This window comes from Akkermansia sp. AE01SA01, assembly GCF_036417395.1.
GTDB lineage: Bacteria > Verrucomicrobiota > Verrucomicrobiia > Verrucomicrobiales > Akkermansiaceae > Akkermansia.
This window is the reverse complement of the sequence record NZ_CP143890.1, coordinates 727,274-745,280: the sequence shown is the minus strand read 5'-3', so window position 1 is coordinate 745,280 and position 18,007 is coordinate 727,274. Positions and strand designations below refer to the sequence as shown.

Annotated in this window: 12 protein-coding genes and 2 tRNA genes; 3 read left to right on the top strand and 11 right to left on the bottom strand. The window is 55.0% G+C overall.

Going from position 1 to position 18,007, the window contains the following annotated elements; all coding sequences use genetic code 11:
* Window positions 1-4 precede the first annotated feature (4 nt).
* The 4 genes from V3C19_RS03000 to V3C19_RS02985 form a co-directional block, all read right to left on the bottom strand.
* Window positions 5-2,212 (bottom strand): polysaccharide biosynthesis tyrosine autokinase, encoded by a 2,208-nt coding sequence (locus tag V3C19_RS03000; protein WP_295931683.1) that lies wholly within the window; start codon window positions 2,210-2,212, stop codon window positions 5-7.
* Between the two features lie 91 nt (window positions 2,213-2,303).
* Window positions 2,304-3,515, bottom strand: a complete 1,212-nt coding sequence (locus tag V3C19_RS02995) for an outer membrane beta-barrel protein (RefSeq protein WP_130083077.1) — start codon at window positions 3,513-3,515, stop codon at window positions 2,304-2,306.
* 34 nt (window positions 3,516-3,549) lie between these two features.
* Window positions 3,550-3,960 (bottom strand): hypothetical protein, encoded by a 411-nt coding sequence (locus tag V3C19_RS02990; protein ID WP_130083078.1) that lies wholly within the window; start codon window positions 3,958-3,960, stop codon window positions 3,550-3,552.
* A gap of 296 nt (window positions 3,961-4,256) precedes the next feature.
* Window positions 4,257-4,330, bottom strand: a tRNA-Gly gene (locus tag V3C19_RS02985).
* A gap of 144 nt (window positions 4,331-4,474) precedes the next feature.
* Here V3C19_RS02985 and V3C19_RS02980 point away from each other — a divergent pair.
* A tRNA-Gly gene (locus tag V3C19_RS02980) sits at window positions 4,475-4,548 on the top strand.
* 155 nt (window positions 4,549-4,703) lie between these two features.
* Here the strand turns inward: V3C19_RS02980 and V3C19_RS02975 are convergent.
* A complete protein-coding gene (locus V3C19_RS02975; protein WP_130083079.1) occupies window positions 4,704-6,935 on the bottom strand; it encodes an inorganic phosphate transporter in 2,232 nt (743 codons plus the stop codon).
* A gap of 107 nt (window positions 6,936-7,042) precedes the next feature.
* On the opposite strand from V3C19_RS02975, the gene V3C19_RS02970 reads away from it, so the two are divergent.
* Window positions 7,043-7,279, top strand: coding sequence for a hypothetical protein (locus V3C19_RS02970; RefSeq protein WP_130083080.1), 237 nt, complete (start codon window positions 7,043-7,045; stop codon window positions 7,277-7,279).
* Between the two features lie 184 nt (window positions 7,280-7,463).
* Here V3C19_RS02970 and groL read toward each other — a convergent pair whose 3' ends face one another.
* The 4 genes from groL to V3C19_RS02950 all read right to left on the bottom strand — a co-directional run bounded on the left by groL (window position 7,464) and on the right by V3C19_RS02950 (window position 13,714).
* On the bottom strand, window positions 7,464-9,119 hold the full coding sequence (groL, locus tag V3C19_RS02965) for a chaperonin GroEL (RefSeq protein WP_130083081.1): 1,656 nt from the start codon (window positions 9,117-9,119) through the stop codon (window positions 7,464-7,466).
* Between the two features lie 40 nt (window positions 9,120-9,159).
* Window positions 9,160-9,450 carry a co-chaperone GroES gene (gene groES, locus V3C19_RS02960; protein WP_012420445.1) on the bottom strand — a complete coding sequence of 97 codons (291 nt, stop codon included), beginning with the start codon at window positions 9,448-9,450 and terminating at the stop codon, window positions 9,160-9,162.
* A 92-nt stretch (window positions 9,451-9,542) separates the two neighbouring features.
* Window positions 9,543-11,471 carry a molecular chaperone DnaK gene (gene dnaK / locus V3C19_RS02955; RefSeq protein ID WP_130083082.1) on the bottom strand — a complete coding sequence of 643 codons (1,929 nt, stop codon included), beginning with the start codon at window positions 11,469-11,471 and terminating at the stop codon, window positions 9,543-9,545.
* Window positions 11,472-11,728: 257 nt separating this feature from the next.
* Window positions 11,729-13,714, bottom strand: coding sequence for a glycosyltransferase (locus V3C19_RS02950; protein WP_295931689.1), 1,986 nt, complete (start codon window positions 13,712-13,714; stop codon window positions 11,729-11,731).
* A gap of 845 nt (window positions 13,715-14,559) precedes the next feature.
* Here V3C19_RS02950 and V3C19_RS02945 point away from each other — a divergent pair.
* On the top strand, window positions 14,560-15,681 hold the full coding sequence (locus tag V3C19_RS02945; RefSeq protein WP_295874140.1) for a tetratricopeptide repeat protein: 1,122 nt from the start codon (window positions 14,560-14,562) through the stop codon (window positions 15,679-15,681).
* 181 nt (window positions 15,682-15,862) lie between these two features.
* Here the strand turns inward: V3C19_RS02945 and hypE are convergent, their stop codons facing one another.
* Window positions 15,863-16,897, bottom strand: coding sequence for a hydrogenase expression/formation protein HypE (gene hypE, locus V3C19_RS02940; protein ID WP_295931692.1), 1,035 nt, complete (start codon window positions 16,895-16,897; stop codon window positions 15,863-15,865).
* 11 nt (window positions 16,898-16,908) lie between these two features.
* A complete protein-coding gene (gene hypD, locus V3C19_RS02935) occupies window positions 16,909-17,976 on the bottom strand; it encodes a hydrogenase formation protein HypD (RefSeq protein ID WP_330937147.1) in 1,068 nt (355 codons plus the stop codon).
* Between the last annotated feature and the right edge of the window lie 31 nt (window positions 17,977-18,007).

Sequence of the window (18,007 nt, the reverse complement as noted above, 5' to 3'; positions counted from 1 at the left end):
TCACTTAATACAGATCCTCATTATCACTGGACTGCGTAGCCGCCAGTTCCTTGGCTTTGCCGGAACGCTCGGCCTTCTTCAGGGAAGAAGCGTCAGCATTGCCGTCGGAAGCGCCGCTTTCCGCAGAATAATAGGAGTAGTAGGTTGTGTAATATTGATACTGGTGATCGGAAGTAATGTCCACATTATTCATCACCACGCCCGCCAGATTGCCGCCGACGGATTCAATGACCTGTTTCTGCCTCAGCAAGGCTTTCAACGGAAGCTTGCGCGGCTGGACAACCATCAGGGTCATATCCACCTCGCTCACAATCACGGCTGAATCACTGACGCCGAGGATGGGCGGAGAATCCACCAGCACAATATCGAAACGCTGCTTCACCTCCTGGAGCAGTTCGCTGAACTTGCGTGAGTTCAAGGCTCCCGACGGGTCAAAGGGAATCGGCCCCGCAGGCATGACGTACAGGTTTTCCACAGGCGTCTGAAAGATCACGTCCTCCAAAGGATAGTCTTCCAGCAGGTAGGACGTAAGCCCCACTTCATTGTCCAGCTCATAGTATCTGTGCAACTTGGAACGGCGAAGGTCCCCATCAATCATCAAGGTGGCATAGCCCCCCTGGGCGCAGATATAGGCCAAGTTACACAACGTCGTGGTTTTGCCTTCCCCGGCACTGCCGGAAACAAAGGTCAGGGATATTTCCTCAAGCCCCTTCTTGTTGAATTCTATGTTCGTCCTCAAAATGCGGTAAGCCTCAGCATCCGGCCCCAGAGAACCGGCGGAATGCAGAATGGGGACGTTTTTGGGAATGATCCCTAGAACAGGCACTTGTAGAGCCCGTTCCACATCCTCCATGGTCTTGACGGAAGTATCCATGAATTCCAGCAGAAGGGCCAGGCCCATACCCAACAGCAAACCAGCAACGGCGCCCACCGCCAGATTCAACGTTACATCCGGCTTGTATGGAGCTGAGGGCAACAGAGGATTATCATACATTTCAATCGATTCACGGGGAACGCGCAAGCGCGCGATTTCATCCTTGTAGCGGGCATCCAGCGTTTTGAGCTGATCCAGGGCCGTATCATACTCGCGGCTGGTCTGTTCATAAACAGGCATCTTCATCACATGGTGCCGGAGATCCTCTTCCTTTTGAGCTACAATCTTCTCCCACTTCATACGGCTTGCAGCAACCATTTCCAGCTTGCTTTTCAAGGATGAGCGGAGTCCCACAAGTTCCTTGTTCAGCTTTTCCTTCAAGATGTTCGCCGTTTCCTGGAGAGCCACCATCTTGGGATGCTTGGGCCCCAGGTTCTGGGATTTGAGAGTTTCCCTCTCCTTATCCTTCTCCATATATTCCTGATAGGTTTTGCGCAAAGAGTCCGCCGCCAGAATTTCCGCATTCAAAAGATCGGAATTGGTTACATAATCCATCAGCTTGTCATCCGGAAGACGCTGAATTTCTGCAACATACGCAGCCAATTCCTGCTCATCCTTCTCAAATTTCATGAGTTGTGCCTTGGAATTCCGGAAATCCTCGTCTTCCATGGCGCCGGTCATCACACGATTGTCCCCGCTCCTGTACATGGTGGAGGGCAAATAGTCGTTTTCCGCAATCAACTTCTTGAGAGCCATCATCTTGTCATTGACAATGTCCTCCTGTTCCCGGAGAACGTCTTGAAGGCTCCTGATAGCCGTTTCCACCAACCGGTTTTCACGCATTTCACGGTCCTGCTTGTAAGCTTCCGGGACTGCCTTGGCAATGTTCTGAACCAGTTTGGGGTCAGGCCCGGAGACAATGACATCCACCAAGTCCGTTGCACGGAGGGGGGATACCTTGATCATTCCAGCCAGGTTGGTAGCAGCCAACTCATCCGTCATGCCCCATTCCGCAGCCAGATTCAGTTTTTTGGATACCACTTTCAGCACTTCGGACGAAGTCAGAACCGAATACTGCATGGGGATGTAGTTGTCCGTCATATTGGACGATGCCACGACATCCTCCCCCGTACCGATCCCCATCACCGGCCTGGGACGCTTGATCTGAAACTTACTCGTCGCACGGAACGAAGGAGGCATCAGAAGCGTCACCACCAGGGAAATAACCAGAACCAGCATGAAAACAAGAAAGACTTCTTTCCAGCGGTTTTTCAGAACTTGTATATAATCAATATTGCGTACGATAGGATCGCCATTCTGCTGATCTGGGGCATTCATGAAGAGACGGTGCGGTAGTAAGATAAAACTCCTCTAATTGTGAATGAACATTCGCAATTAGAGGAGTAGAAACATTAATTGTCAATCAAGCTTAGAAGATATAATTTATTCCGAAGGAGAATACATTCCGGTTATAGCTCGGCATGGGGAAGTTATATCCGCTGTAGGAACCATTGGTGTAGGAATACTGGGCCGTAAGAGCCAGCGCGTTGGTCAGCATCATCTTGACACCGGCCGTCGCGTTGAAAGTCAGCGTGTTCGTATCAGTACTGGAAGAACTCGCGCGGGAATAATCGCTGGAAATCAGGTTCACGCCGGCATTCAGGCTGACCCGGTGCGTCACCTTCATCGTGCTGTTCAGACCGACGCGCCACGTCTCATTAGAGTAGTAGCTGGCGCCCGTTTGGGGAATGTATGTATTTGTTGCTTCGTTAGAGTAGCGGACAAACATACCCAAGGAAAAACGGTCGCTCATGCGGTGGTTAAGACCAAATTCCGCCGACGGGTAGGTTTTGGTGCCGTAATTGTCCACATGCTTAAACTGGGGACCGACACGCAACGTGGCAGAAGTGTTCTGGGCCACGGCGTATTCGGCGCCGGCCAGGACGAAGTTGGAGAATTCATCATTGCCATATTCGCGGTCGCAGTAGGAACCGTTCCAGTTAATGGACAAAGCCAAGCGTTCCGTCCACTTGTAACGATTGTTGAAATTCAGGTTGACGTATTGACGGTTATCAGTCTTGGCAGAATCTTCCTGATAGTCGATCATGGAGTAGCTGGCGCCCACCGTCGTGGACCAACGGGTAGTCCATGCCTTGCTCAAGGAACTGGAAACGTATACATAAATGTAGTCGCCATCACGGCGGGAGTTGGCAATGCCGTTTGAGTAGTTGGGTTCCGGCTGCCAGGCAAAGGAAAAATTGCCGTTGTAGCGCAAAGTCTGGTCAAAACTATGAGAAAGACTGGCCGTCAGCGTGGAATTGGAAAGAGATTCATTCGTATCGCCTTCCAGGTCTTTCAGGTAAAAAATACCACCCAGTTTCGCAGAAAAGGCATACTGGGTAACAGCATCGTAATTGGCAAGAGAAGCGCCAATGTCCGTACTGATAAACGCACTTTCCTGCTGATTGAAGTTGCTTGCATTTACGTTGTCATCATAACCGCCAGCTACGTTGAACGTCCATTTCAGGGGGAGGGATTCTTCCAGACCCACAGGTCCGGCAAGCGTGTACAGGGACTGCCCGTAAGCGTGAGCTCCAACCAGGCCGGAAGCGAGCAAAGAGAGATAAAAAAGACTCTTCATAAATTTTAATCCGTTTTAGGTATAGGAGTTAGCTTTAGTTGCCGGAAGGATTGGAGACAGGAGCAGGACTTGTAGGCGTGCCCCCCACAGGAACACCGCCGGGCATGACGAGGGCGCCGCCTGCGGCGTCTTCACCAGGCTGTACAATTCCACGCGTCTGCGTAGTGACACCCTGCAAGGGATTGTCGGGAGTCCCGGCGGCCACTTCTACAGCTATGGAAGGCATTGTCATCGCCACGGGGGAATGACCCAGAGCCTTGGTCACCGCTGCGCAAATCGGAGAAACAGAAGCGTAAGGCTTGGGCTGAACGGAAACGGCGGCAGATACGATATTGCGCACCTGGGCTTCCGTAACCCTGGAGCCGTAGCTCTTGACGGCAGCGGAAGCCACTTGGGGAGCATTGACCGGGAAAGCTTCGGCAGCCATGGAAACCATCTGTGCCATGACAGCATCAGACACACCTGCCTTGACTGCGCTGCCTAATATGGCGGATACAGCCTTCATATCCAAGGCTCCGGACTTGCGACCCGCTTCAACGGCAGCAGCCATCCTCTGGATAAAAACCTTTTCAGCCGCAGAGGCCTTAACGTGATCAACAGCCGGAGCGGCTGACGGAGAAGCGACTTGCTGAGCCACACCGGAGAGTGTGCCCGCAAACGCAAATACCAGCACAGAAAGTGCCGTCTTCGTAATGGACCTGGCCTTCATTGGAAGAATATTGTAGCAGGTGATTAAAAAAATGGAGCGGGTAACGGGAATCGAACCCGTATGATCAGCTTGGAAGGCTGGAGCTTTACCATTAAGCTATACCCGCACAACGCCCGCATTATGTTCAGGAGCCGGAGATAAGACAAGTTTTTTTTCATTATGGAACCAAATTTAAAAAAATAAGACGCAGTTTATTCTGTTGCCTTGACATTGCCCGCTCCTCCCGGTAAATAGATGCCGCACATATTGTGCGGGCGTCGTTCAATGGTAGGACGCGAGCTTCCCAAGCTTGAGACGTGGGTTCGATTCCCATCGCCCGTACCAGCCTTTTCATGCCGCAAGTTACTGTTCATCAGTGCTTGCGGTTTTTGATTTCTTGAAAGTGCAAGAGAGGGGAAATTTACAAGCGGAATGGCAGAAAAATCTGCCTGCTATTCCAGGATGGAAAACCACCGCCGGAATAGCAGGCGGAGAGGCTGTCAGCAGCCCAGTACAAACTTCTTCTGAATCTTCGCCAGAAGGAGTACCTTGCGGATCATCGTGCGGGTTTCATTAAGAAGGTTGAGATACAGCAGGGTTCTTCTCATGTCGGAAACATTCTCCGTACGCAGTATGATCTGCCGTTTGACCGCTTCCGCGAATTCTTCGTCCAGGGCATCAATGCCGTCCAGGCATTCGTCCAAACCGCTGTAATCATTGGTCTCCATCATGTCCCGGAAGCGGGGATACAGGGAGGAAACCCGGTTGTTCATTTTCCGCAAGTCTTCTATGTATTCCATGTCCAGCCCCTCATGGTTATTGTCAATGTAGGCATGGCTGGCCGTAGTGATGTTGGAGAGGGATTCAAAGACGGAGGTGGCGTATTCCACCATCTGCACATGGCGCTTGCCGCGGTCCGCCTCCCCGTCCCGCAATTCCCGGACCACGGGCATGACTTCCATCGCCATCTTGTCGCCCAGGGAACGGCGGATCCCGCGAGATTCCTTGCGGAGTTTTTTCAACCGTTTCCGGTCTTCCACGTTCAGGGCTTCCAGATTCATCTCATAGATTTCCGCCATGCGCTTCATCAACTCAATGATTTCCTCGTTATAACGGCTCAGGGAGGAAGCATCTGCATAATTCCTGCCTTTCACCAATTCTGCGGCCTGCGTGCGCTTTCTGTGCAGGCGGGCGCTTTTCAGCAGCAGGTATGCCGCCAGAGCGCACATGGCGATGATTCCGAAGACGCCGCCATACACAATGCACGCCGCTACCATGCAACACATGGCAAATGCGGCAAACGCCGTAAAGAACCAACCGGAAATGACCGTGATCACCCCGGTGATGCGGTACACGGCGCTGTCCCGCCCCCAGGCCTTGTCCGCCAGAGAGGAACCCATGGCCACCATGAACGTGACATACGTGGTGGAGAGAGGTAGCTTGAGCGAGGTGGCCAGGGAAATCAGAAGGGCGGCCACGGTCAGGTTTACGGACGCACGGATCAGGTCAAAGGAGGCTCCGTTGTCCGGCCCTTCCGGAACGGGCTGAAACCGCTTTTCAATGAATTTTCCTACGCTTGCGGGCATGATTTTTTCCACCACGCGGGAAGCGTTCAACGCATAGCGTACCATCATCCGCGCCGGGGGAACGGAACCGAATCTTTCCACTCCCCCGCCCTGCCGGGCCAGATTGACTTCCGTATCCGTCACGGTCTGCGCTTTTTTGGAAAACATCAGGGCCAGCACCATGATGAATCCCGCACCCAGCAAATAACGCCAGTCCGCCGTCACGGGAGCCATCAGGCCGCCCATGGTCAGGGTGGAAAGGTCCATGCCTTGTGCAACGGCGGCGGAAGCGATTTCCATGGAGGACTGCCCCGCCATAAAAACGCCGATGAAGTTGACCAGGTCATTCCCGGCAAAGGAGAGAGCCAGGGCCATCGTACCGGCAAGCACCGCTATTTTCAGGATATTGACTTTGCAGAGGTTCTGGAGCACGGCCATCAGAACGGTCCAGAAAACAAAGCTGTAGCATACGTACAGCCAGATGTGTGCGTCCAGGTGGCGGATCATGTCCTTCGTGACCAGCGTGCTGCCTTTCAGCCCCTTGAATACGGCAAAATAGGTGATGGCCGTCAGGGCCACACCGCACCAGACGGCACCCAGGTATTTGAAGGATTTCCTGTAATTAAAGGAGAAGATGAGGCGGGAAATCCACATGACCGATATACCGCAGATGAACGCCACAAAGACGGAGGAGAAAATGCCGGAAATGATGGCCAGAGCCTTGGAGGAGTTGATATAGCTGGCCAGATCGCTGGCCATTCCAGGTTCTCCGGACCATATTTTGAACAGCGCCACAGCCACCGCACCCCCAAGCAATTCAAACACGATGGAAACCGTCGTGGATGTAGGAAGGCCGAAGGTGTTGAACACATCCAAAAGGATCACGTCCGTCAGCATCACCGCCAAAAAGATCAGCATGATGTCATGGAAGGTGAATTGGGCCGGCATAAATACCCCGCTCCTGGCAATTTCCATCATGCCGCTGGAAAACAGGGAGCCAATGATAATCCCCAGAGCGGCCACCAGGATAATAGTCCGGCGAGGGGCGGCCTTGGAACCGACAGCGGAGTTCAGGAAGTTGGCGGCGTCATTCGAGACGCCAACCACGAGGTCAAAGCAGGAGAGTACCAGCAGCAAGCCTATGATGAAGTAATAGATAGGGTCCATATGTGTAATAAACGGCCTTCTATTACCTGAACCCTTTCCGGCACTCCCGTTTTAAAGCGTGAACAATTCGTCACATTTGCAGTATATCCGCTTCATGATCGGGCATCGTGAACAGGTTCGTTCCCTTCCGTGATGAAATCTTACCATCCCCCGATGCTGTCCTGGGGGCTTCCCCCTTCTGCCGGGGAAAAGATGCCGACATGCGGGAACTTGTCCCCACAAAGGCACCGCCTCCCGCACGGATCCTGTTGGACCTGACGTTCATCGGCAGTTTCATCCTGAACATCGTCAGCCTGCTGTGGGGCGTCATGGAGATATTTTCCATAGAAAGCCTATCCTCCTGATCTTCATCCGGCATGAGACGGCACATGTGGAAGATCCGGAAAACCACGGTTTCCTCCGGTCAAATGGAAAGAGGCTGATGCCGTTCAAATCCGGAAGACCATTTCTTTTCCATACAAAAAGGCTCTCCGGAAAACCGGAGAGCCTGAATGATTCGTCGCATTGTCCCGAAGAAACGGGGAGGGCTTACATCATGCCCATGCCGCCCATTCCTCCCATGCCGCCCATGTCGGGAGCGCCGCTGCCGCATCCGCAGCCCTTCTTCTCGGGCTTGTCGGCAATGACGCATTCCGTGGTAAGCAGGAGGCCGGCGATGGAAGCCGCGTTCTGCAGAGCGGAACGGGTCACCTTCGTCGGGTCCACCACACCGGCGGAAAGCAGGTCTTCGTACTTGTCCGTGGCCACGTTGTAGCCTTCGGCAGCCTTCTTCATGCCTTTCACCTTGGCGACGATGAGGGCGCCTTCGCGGCCGGCATTGCAGGCAAGCTGGCGGAGGGGAGCCTCCACCGCACGGTACACGATTTCCGCGCCGGTGTGTTCGTCCCCTTCCAGCTTCAGGCCGTCAATGGCCTTCTGGGCACGGATCAGGGCTACGCCGCCGCCGGGCACGATGCCTTCTTCCACGGCCGCACGGGTCGCATGCAGGGCGTCGTCCACACGGGCCTTCTTTTCCTTCATTTCCGTCTCCGTAGCGGCACCCACATGGATGACGGCCACGCCGCCGGCCAGCTTGGCCAGGCGTTCCTGGAGTTTTTCACGGTCGTAGTCGGACGTGGTGTCCTTGATCTGATGGCGGATCTGGGAAATGCGGGCTTCAATGTCCGCGGACTTTCCTGCGCCTTCCACGATGACGGTTTCATCCTTGGAGACGGTGACGCGCTTGGCCTGACCGAGGTCTTCAATACCCACGTTTTCCAGCTTGATGCCGAGGTCTTCCGTGATGCATTTGCCGCCCGTCAGGATGGCGATGTCTTCCATCATGGCCTTGCGGCGGTCGCCGAAGCCGGGGGCCTTCACGGCACAGATGTTCAGCACACCGCGCAGACGGTTGACCACGAGGGTGGCGAGGGCTTCGCCTTCGATGTCTTCGGCAATGACCAGGAAGGGACGGCCGCTCTTGGCCACTTTTTCAAGCAACGGAAGGAAATCCTTCAAGTTGTTGATCTTCTTCTCGTGAATCAGGATGTAGGGGTTTTCCAGAACCGCTTCCATCGTTTCCGCGTTGGTCACGAAGTAGGGAGACAGGTAGCCCTTGTCAAACTGCATGCCTTCCACCACGTCCAGCGTGGTTTCAATGCCCTTGGCTTCTTCCACAGTGATGGTGCCGTCCTTGCCCACCTTGTCCATGGCTTCGGCAATGATATTGCCGATTTCATCGTCCCAGTTGGCGGAAACGGTAGCGACCTGGGCCACCTCCTTGCTGGAGTCAACGGGCTTGCTGATTTTCTTGAGTTCTTCCACCACGGCGTCGGAGGCCTTCATGATACCCCTCTGAAGGGAAATCGGGTTGGCGCCGGCGGTGACGTTGCGCAGGCCTTCGCGGTAAATGCTTTCAGCCAGTACGGTGGCGGTGGTGGTGCCGTCACCGGCCACGTCGTTGGTCTTGGAAGAGACTTCGCGGACAAGCTGGGCGCCCATGTTTTCAAACGGGTCTTCCAGTTCGATTTCCTTGGCCACTGTCACACCGTCCTTGGTGATGAGGGGAGAGCCGAATTTCTTGTCGATCACCACGTTGCGACCGGCAGGGCCCAGCGTGCTCTTGACAGCCTTGGCGATCTGTTCCACGCCGCGGAGCAGCGCCTGGCGAGCGGTTTCATCAAATTGGATTTGTTTAGCCATAATATCAGGTTTTTAAAGATGTGTGTGAATAAATAAGGTTGGTTTAGCCGATGATGGCCAGAATGTCGTTTTCAGACAGAATCAGATAATCTTCTCCGTCCAGCTTGATTTCCGTACCGCCGTACTTGGAAATGAGAACCCGGTCGCCGGGCTTGACGGTGAATTCGATCAGGGCGCCTTTCTCGTCGCGGCCTCCGGTACCTACGGAGATCACTTCAGCTTCCTGCGGTTTTTCCTTGGCGGTGTCCGGCAGGAACAGGCCGCCGGCGGTTTTGGTTTCAGCTTCAATGCGCTTGACCAGCACACGTTGTCCGAGGGGTTTGATGTTAGCCATAGTATGTTGTGTTTGTTTTATTGTAGATGAATATATGGATGTAATGTTCCAGAGGAGGGGGAGGAGGATTTTCCCCACCCTCCGGAAAAGGTTTATTTGTCGTCGTCGACGATTTCGGCGTCCACCACGCGGCCTTTAGCCTTGCGGGGGCCGTCGGAAGCTTCTTCCTCAGGAGCGGCTCCCGGCATGGGGCCGGACGCACCGGCGGACTGCTGGGCGGCTTCCGCTGCCTTGTAAAGGGCTTCCAGTTTGGCTTCCAGGTCGCTCTTGCCGGACTTGATAGCCTCATAGTCCTTCCTGGAAATGGCTTCCTTCAACTTGGTCACCTTGCCTTCAATGTCGCTCTTGAGATCCGCGGGCAGCTTGTCGCCCATGTCTTTAAGCTGGCGTTCCACGGAGAAGCAAAGGGAGTCGGCCTGGTTGACGGTGTCAATTTCTTCGGCGCGCCTCTTGTCTTCTTCCGCATGGGCTTCCGCATCGCGCTTGGCGCGCTCGATTTCATCCTTGGAAAGGCCGCTGGAACCTTGAATGGAAATCTTCTGTTCCTTGCCGGTCCCCTTGTCCTTGGCGGAAACGTGCAGAATGCCGTTGGCGTCAATGTCGAAGGTAACTTCAATCTGAGGCACGCCGCGGGGAGCCGGAGAAATGCCGTCCAGTTTGAAGTTGCCGAGAAGCTTGTTGTCCTCAAACATTTTGCGTTCGCCCTGGCACACGCGGATATCCACGGCGGGCTGGTTGTCCGCAGCGGTGGAGAATACCTGGCTCTTGCGCACGGGGATGGTCGTGTTGCGGTCGATCATCGGAGTGGCGATGCCGCCCATCGTTTCAATGGACAGCGTCAGGGGAGTCACGTCCAGCAGCAGAACGTCATTCACGTCGCCCTGGAGGACGCCACCCTGAATAGCGGCGCCTACAGCCACCACTTCGTCCGGGTTCACGCCCTTGTGGGGTTCCTTGCCGGCCAGCGTGTGGGCCATTTCCTGAACGGCGGGCATGCGGGTCATGCCGCCCACCAGCACCAGTTCATCAATGTCGCCGGTCTTCAGTCCGGAGGCGGAAATGCAGTCCAGCACGGGCTTGCGGGTGCGGTCCAGCAGGTCTTCCGTAAGCTGTTCCAGTTTGGGACGGCTCAGCGTCAGCTGAATATGCTTGGGGCCGGAAGCGTCCGCCGTGATGAACGGCAGGCTGATATCGTAGCTCTGGGTGGAGGAAAGGGCAATCTTGGCCTTTTCAGCCTCTTCCTTGATACGCTGGATGGCGTCCGGCTGATTGGAAAGATCCATGCCGGAATCCTTCTTGAACTCATCCATGATCCAGGAAATGATCGCGTTGTCCCAGTCGTCGCCGCCCAGGTGGGTATCGCCGTCGGAAGCTTTTACTTCGAAGACGCCGTCGCCGATTTCCAGCACGGAAATATCGAAAGTGCCGCCGCCAAGGTCATAAACGGCGATGTTTTCATTGGACTTCTTGTCCAGGCCGTAGGCCAGGGCCGCAGCGGTCGGTTCGTTAATGATGCGGCGCACCTTCAGCCCGGCGATTTCACCGGCGGCCTTGGTCGCGTTGCGCTGGGCGTCGTTGAAATAGGCGGGGACGGTGATCACGGCTTCCGTGATAGTTTCGCCCAGTTTGGATTCCGCATCGGCCTTCAGCTTGGCCAGCACCATGGAAGCGATTTCCTGGGGTGAGAAAGTTTTCTTTTCACCGCCCACTTCCACGCGGATGTAAGCATCCCCGTTGGGAGCTTCCACAATTTCATAAGGAACCTTTTTATCCTCGTCCGTCAGCTCGCTGTACTTGCGGCCGATCAGACGCTTGGAGGAAAACACGGTGTTCTTCGGATTGGTTACCGCCTGGCGTTTGGCGGCCTGCCCCACGAGACGTTCACCGCTTTTGGTGAAGGCCACAATGGAGGGAGTGGTGCGCGCACCTTCGCTGTTTTCAAGAACGGTCGCCTGACCGCCTTCCATCACAGCCATGCACGAGTTGGTCGTGCCCAAGTCAATTCCTAATATTTTAGCCATATCGTTATGTTAGATTGTTTTAAATGGATTCCGTTGAGATTTGATCTCCCTATGACCTGAAGTGTCATACAGGTAAACTCATGTTCTTGTCTTCCTTGATGCAAATGCCATGCCAGCCCCGTCCAAATGGAAAGAAAATAAAATAATCTACTGTAAATCAAATATGTATATATTTTACAACTTCTTCATACATTCCGCTGGCATGCCCAAAAGCGACATTTTGTCACATCAAAACAGTGACAAAATGTCCCACCCGGTCACTTTGTCCCATGTGTGGCGGATGCCCACTCCGCATTTCCTCCGGCGGAATTGACGGAACCACAGCATTCCCCATACGCCAGGCGCTTCATGAAATCCTTGTAAAGCAGCGTTTCCATCCGGCCGTCGGTATATTCCACCACCGCACTCATGGTTTCCACCCAGTCTCCGCAATTCAGATAGCGTATATCCCCCACCATGGCGTCCGCCGGATGGTGCACATGCCCGGCGATGATCCCTTCGCACTGTCTTTTGACCGCCAGATTCTGAAGCTGTTCCTCATACTTGCCGATGAAATTGACGGCGGATTTCACCTTTCCCTTGATGGCGCGGGAAACGGAATAATACTCCTTGCCGCGCCAGGCACGGTACCTGTTGTACAGACGGTTGACCATCAGCAGCACGTCATAGCCCAGAGAGCCGAGCACCGCCAGCCACCGGTGATTGGTGGAAATGGCGTCAAACCCGTCGCCGTGCACGCACAGGTAACGGCGGCCGTCCGCCGCCCCGTGAACATATTCCTTGGCGATGTGCAGCCGCCCCAGGGCGAAGGGAAGAAACCGCTCCAGAACGTCATCGTGATTCCCGCGCAGGTACAGTACTTCCACGTCCTCCTGTTCCATCTTCTTCAACAGAGTGCGGATAAAACGCGTATGCCGCCTGCGCCAGCGGCTGCCGCGGGAAAGAGCCCAGGCATCCACAATGTCCCCCACCAGCACGATCTTTTCCGCCCGGATATGCTTCAGGAACCTGCGGCATTCGTCCGCCCTGGAATCCTTGGTCCCCAAGTGAATATCGGAAAGAAACACCGTACGGCACTCCAGCACCGCACCGCATGGGGGACGCGCGCATCCCGCGCCGTTCTCTTCACAGGCTACGGAAGCAAGAATTTCCTCAAACCGGTCGCAGACGGCGTCCCAGGTTCTGAAACGGACGGCCTGCCGCCCCTGTTCTCCCAGCCTGCGGACCAGCTCCGCCTCCTGAAGCAGGCGGCGCATGGCCGCATAAAAGCCCTCCACATCCCCCTTCTCCGCCTGCAGGCCGTTCACACCGTTGAGTACTACATCTGCGGACGCGGCATAACGGTAGCTCACTGTTGCCAGCCCGCTGGCCATTCCTTCCAGCAACACGTTGCCGAATGTTTCCGTCTCACTGGCAAACAGAAGCACGTCCATTGCCGCGTAATGCCGTGCCAGGTCCTCCCCGCTGCGGACGCCACAAAACACGGCGTCCGGAAATTCGCTACGCAAGCCGTTCATCATGGGGCCGTCCCCCACCACAACCATTTTCATTCCGCGGTCCGGGAACTCCCGCTGAAGGCGGGTATAAAGGCTCAAAACCGTAACCAGGTTCTTTTCCCGGGCCAGGCGCCCCACCACTCCGAACACAATTTCATCCCGCCAGACGCCCCAGGACTGGCGCAGGGAAATATCCCTCTTTTCGGGGTCAAACAGAACCGTATCTACACCGCGTCCCATGACGGCCAGACGTTCAAAACCAAGTCCGCTCAGGGAAATGAGCATTTCTTCCGTCGGTACCACGGTCAATCTGGCCCGATTATGCAATTTGCGCAGGTAATTCAGAGCGGCATTTTCCAACCCTGAAAAATTGTAATTCTTCATGTACTGGTGAAAATTGGTGTGGAACCCCATCACCACGGGAATTTCCAGCGCCCTCGCCGCCTTGGACGCAGACGCGCCCATGGGGCTTTCCGTGGCAACATACACCACATCCGGTCTCTTCCTCAACCACCGGGAACGAAACCTGTCGACGGAAGGCAGCCCTATCTTCACTTCATGGTAAATGGGAAGGGACAGGGACGGCATGGCCGTCTCGCCCATCATGGATGCGCTCCCTCGTTCGGATGCCCTCAGAACATGCACCAGATGGCCCCGGGCCTTCAGATCCTTCACCAGGCGCCCGAGAGTCATGGCCACGCCATTTACGTCCGGCTCATAGGTATCCGTCACCAAATCAATTCTCATGCCCCGGTACCATGAACCGGAGCACCTGGTCAAACAAGCCGGACAGCGAAACAAAATCGTCACCAGCCATCGTTGTCCGGCCTGTACACCGAACTGAAAAACGACTTGATGGCGACCGCCTTTTTTCCCGTTTCCCACAACATTCAGTTGCCTTAAACCGTGTTGATATCTGACAACAAACCACATAAACGATTGTCTGACGAAAACGCGCATTATAAATCCGCAGTCAATCAAAAATTTTAAGAAAAAACGATTTCCTGCGCAAAAAAGAACACGAATCTTCATAAATAACGGCCAGCGTCCTCACAGGCGATTCAACTATTATCCGTTGACAGTATGTCGTATGGGACAACCATTCCACCATTGCGAACGGGCGGCGGATTTATAATCCGCCAAGCTTCCGCTACATGCCAACCCGTTAAAAACCGAATATATGAATAATGGGCAATATTTTTCTGAAAAAAAACAATCACCGTTAATCGCAGGCTAGAGCGTTTTCATACAAGGATGCAAAACTTCCATTCTCTGGAAAAGACCTGACAGATTTTCTAACAAAATAAATAACTGACTGTATACAATAACATTCCAATCACACATAACAAAAACATTCCACAGACTCCGGATTAGTAATCCGGCGTCAATATTAGTTTTTCATATCAAGTATATTTCTCCAATTCAATCCATTATTATCCCGAATGAAGACCAAATGGAACATATCTGTTAGATGATAACATAATTTCTTGAAAATAATCATAGTCCGTCTTATTTTACTTCTGTTGTGCATTTCAGCCGGATTACTAATTCGCTATTGAAATGAACAACAATCCCAATCCCATCACACCCCAATGAAACCTATAGCCTATTACAGCTATGCAGCTGCATTGTGCACACCCTTCTGCTGCCATGCCTCGCCGCTTTACGGCCCTTTGGAAGCAGGAATGCAGGAATCCCAATTGCTGAGTTCCCTGAAATCCTGCAAATCCCTTGAAGGCCCCGGTACGGACGCCTACTTGAGCCGGACCGGACTCAACGGGGCCTTCAAAACGAAAAAGCCCATCGGCGGACTCTACTTTTCCCTTCACTTTGACTACGACAAAGAGGGGGCGCTGAGATCCGTTTCCTTCTATTCCAACTCAAAAGTGAGCAAGGATGAATACGATACGCGCCTAAAATCCCTGTATAAGCGCATGCTGAACGGACTGACGGGGCTTTACGGACCGCCCATGAACATGCCGGACTGGATTGAAAAGGATTCCCTCCCGGCTGAGCGGGTCATGTACATGCACATGTGGCGCATCCAGCCGGGCTGTTTTCTGATGTCCGGCCTGGCAAACGCGGGAGCCTCCGGCTACATGCCCATCTTCCGCTTTTCCCCGCCCTCCGGCATGCCGCCCAAATCCAAAAAGGACCGGGACAAGCTGAAATCCGAATGGGCAGCCATTCCGGAATTCTACGAATTCGCGAAAGCCGAGAGATTCCTCTCCAATGCCGTATTCGCCATGTCCCACAAAAAGCATCCGGAAGCCCTCCAGCATTTCCAGAAAGCCGCCGACCTCGGCAGCCCCAACGGTTACTGGGGACTGGCCCATCTTTACCGAGTAGGAACGGACGGAGTGGAAAAAAATATGCAACTTGCCGAGGAATACACGAGAAAAGCCGCCCTGGCAGGGTTTGCCCGTGCAGCCATGAAATATGGAGACACATGGGAAAAAGCCTGCAAGGCCCTCGACTTCAATAAAGCGGAAGCCACGGAATGGATCAACCGGAACAAGCGCGCCGCCAGAGCCGGCTATGCATCCGAACAGTACAACGTGGGAATCATGTACCAGCATGGATTTGGCGTGGAACGCAACCTGGACACGGCAAGGGAATGGCTGCAGAAAGCGGCGGACCAGGGTCATGTTCAGGCACAGGCGGCATTGAAAAAACTTCCGGAAGCTCCGGCAGGAGAACCATTGTTAATCTAATCATTTCCCAACAAACACACCCATAAAAAGCCGGCTGCCGCATCATTGACGGCTCACGCAGCCGCTCCGGCAATTCCCTATGAAAACCATGGAACCGGCAGGGAAGCGGGTCATCCGCTTCCCTGCTGAAATCCGGAACGGAAAATTGCCGCCAGGAATGGCGCTTTCAACCGTCCCGTCCTCAGCAAATCCTCGGAAGCTGCATGCCGGACGGCATGCCAAGTACCCGCTCCACGCCCAGTCTGCCCTTCATCAGCAGGGGAGCCGCCCCGAACTCCTCCGCCCGGCCAACCAGACAGGCCCCGGAGGAAACGCTGCAACTGCGCATCAGGCGCAACGCCTCATCTTCATATTCTCCGGGCAAAATCGCGAGATAACGCCCTTCGCACGCCACTTGCAGCGGGTCCAATCCCAGCAGGCCGCACGCAGCCCTCACGTCATCCCGGACCGGAATGGACATTTCATCCAGCTTCACTGTGAGCCCGGAAGCCTCTGCAATCTCTGAAAGAGTGGCCGTCAAACCGCCGCGGGTCACGTCCCTCAGGCAATGCACGGGAATCCCGGCACGGATCAGCGCGGCTACGGACTCATGAAGAGGCGCCGAATCACTGCACAAATCTTCGCCAAAGGACAACCCCGACCGCAGGCCCATGATCGTCATGCCGTGCCTGCCCAAATCCCCGCTCAGCAGAACGACATCCCCCGGACGCACGGAGGCAGGGCTGATCTCCAAATCATGCGGCACCGCTCCCACCCCGGCGGTATTGATATAAATACCATCGCCCTTTCCCCGTTCCACCACCTTCGTATCCCCTGTGACGATACGAACGCCCGCCAGACGGGCAGCCTCAGCCATGGAGCGTACCACTCTGTTCAGGACATTCAGGGAAAGCCCCTCCTCCAGAATGAACCCCGCCGTCAGGTACAGCGGTTCCGCGCCGCTCATGGCCAAATCATTCACCGTCCCGTGAACGGCCAGGGAGCCGATATTGCCGCCGGGAAACTCCAGGGGCTGCACCACGAAGCTATCCGTTGTCACCGCCAGACGCCCTGCAGGAAAAGGCAACACGGAGGAATCATTCTGCACGCTGCCGGACGGAGAACCGAAAGCCTCCAGAAACACGGAGCGGATCAGGTCATTCATCAGGCGGCCACCGCCGCCGTGAGCCATCTGGATGCGGTCGGAAACGGATTCTGGAACAGGACACTCAAACATAAGAAATAAAATCAGCTCCTTTTATAGCGGTAATAGGCCGCACAGGCCCCTTCCCCGGACACCATGGGAGCCCCCAGCGGATTCAGCGGCGTACAGGAAGAAGCGAAATGGGGGCATTCCACCGGCTTCAGCAAACCGCGCAGCACCTGCCCGGCCATGCAGCCGGAAGCCTCATCCGCCGTGCCGTCACAGGCGCGGCAGTCAAAACGGACGGAAGCATCCATATGCCGCCATTCCGATCGCACCTTCATGCCGCCGTCCGGTATCAGCCCCAGCCCGCGCCAATGACGATCCTCCGTTTCAAAAACATCTTCCATCCGCCTTTTGGCGGCTGGATTCCCTACCGGCCTTGCGTAACGCCGGTAGGCATTCCGGACTCCATGCTCCCCGGCCTCAAGCTGACGGACGCACATTAGAATGCCGTGGAGCAGGTCCGTTCCTTCAAACCCGGTAACCGTCATCGGCACCCGGTAGCGCTCGGCAAGACGCCCGTAATCCTTCTCCCCCGTCACGGCGCAAACATGTCCAGGAGCCAGGAAGCCATCCGGCCTTCCTTCCTGCTGGTCCATCAGCCATTCCAGGGCGGGAGGCACCAGAACATGGGCGCAAAGCACGGAAAAATTGGCATACCCCAGGGCACGCGCCTGCTGCATGGCCAGCGCCGTAGCCGGAGCGGTAGTCTCAAAACCCACGGCAAAAAACACCACGTCCAGACCGGGATTGGCCCCCGCCAGCGCAACAGCCTCCAGCGGAGAATACATCAGCCGGACATCCCCGCCGCACGCCTTGGCGGACAGCAAATCCCCGTGGGAACCAGGAACCCTCATCATATCGCCGTAACTGCACACAGCCACACCAGGCTTGAGACTCAGCTCCACGGCCCGGTCAATCAAATCCACGGAGGTGACGCAGACCGGGCAGCCGGGGCCGTGAATCAGGCGCAGCTCCGGCGGAAGCAATTCTTCCAGTCCCAGGGAAGCGATCGCATGCGTCTGGCCGCCGCACACTTCCATCACCGCCCACGGGCGCGTAACGGCATGATTCAGGTCATCAAGCAGTTGATAAACTTCCTCCTGCATAAATTCGACGAGCAAATCTTCCTGTTATCCG

Bases quoted from the DNA above. Each gene is read 5' to 3' on its own strand.
- V3C19_RS02945 (WP_295874140.1), top strand. From the start codon at position 14,560: ATGAAACCTATAGCCTATTACAGCTATGCAGCTGCATTGTGCACACCC.
- V3C19_RS02950 (WP_295931689.1), bottom strand. From the start codon at position 13,714: ATGAGAATTGATTTGGTGACGGATACCTATGAGCCGGACGTAAATGGC.
- hypE (WP_295931692.1), bottom strand. From the start codon at position 16,897: ATGTTTGAGTGTCCTGTTCCAGAATCCGTTTCCGACCGCATCCAGATG.
- V3C19_RS02995 (WP_130083077.1), bottom strand. From the start codon at position 3,515: ATGAAGAGTCTTTTTTATCTCTCTTTGCTCGCTTCCGGCCTGGTTGGA.
- hypD (WP_330937147.1), bottom strand. From the start codon at position 17,976: ATGCAGGAGGAAGTTTATCAACTGCTTGATGACCTGAATCATGCCGTT.
- V3C19_RS02990 (WP_130083078.1), bottom strand. From the start codon at position 3,960: ATGGCACAGATGGTTTCCATGGCTGCCGAAGCTTTCCCGGTCAATGCT.
- groES (WP_012420445.1), bottom strand. From the start codon at position 9,450: ATGGCTAACATCAAACCCCTCGGACAACGTGTGCTGGTCAAGCGCATT.
- dnaK (WP_130083082.1), bottom strand. From the start codon at position 11,471: ATGGCTAAAATATTAGGAATTGACTTGGGCACGACCAACTCGTGCATG.
- V3C19_RS03000 (WP_295931683.1), bottom strand. From the start codon at position 2,212: ATGAATGCCCCAGATCAGCAGAATGGCGATCCTATCGTACGCAATATT.
- V3C19_RS02975 (WP_130083079.1), bottom strand. From the start codon at position 6,935: ATGGACCCTATCTATTACTTCATCATAGGCTTGCTGCTGGTACTCTCC.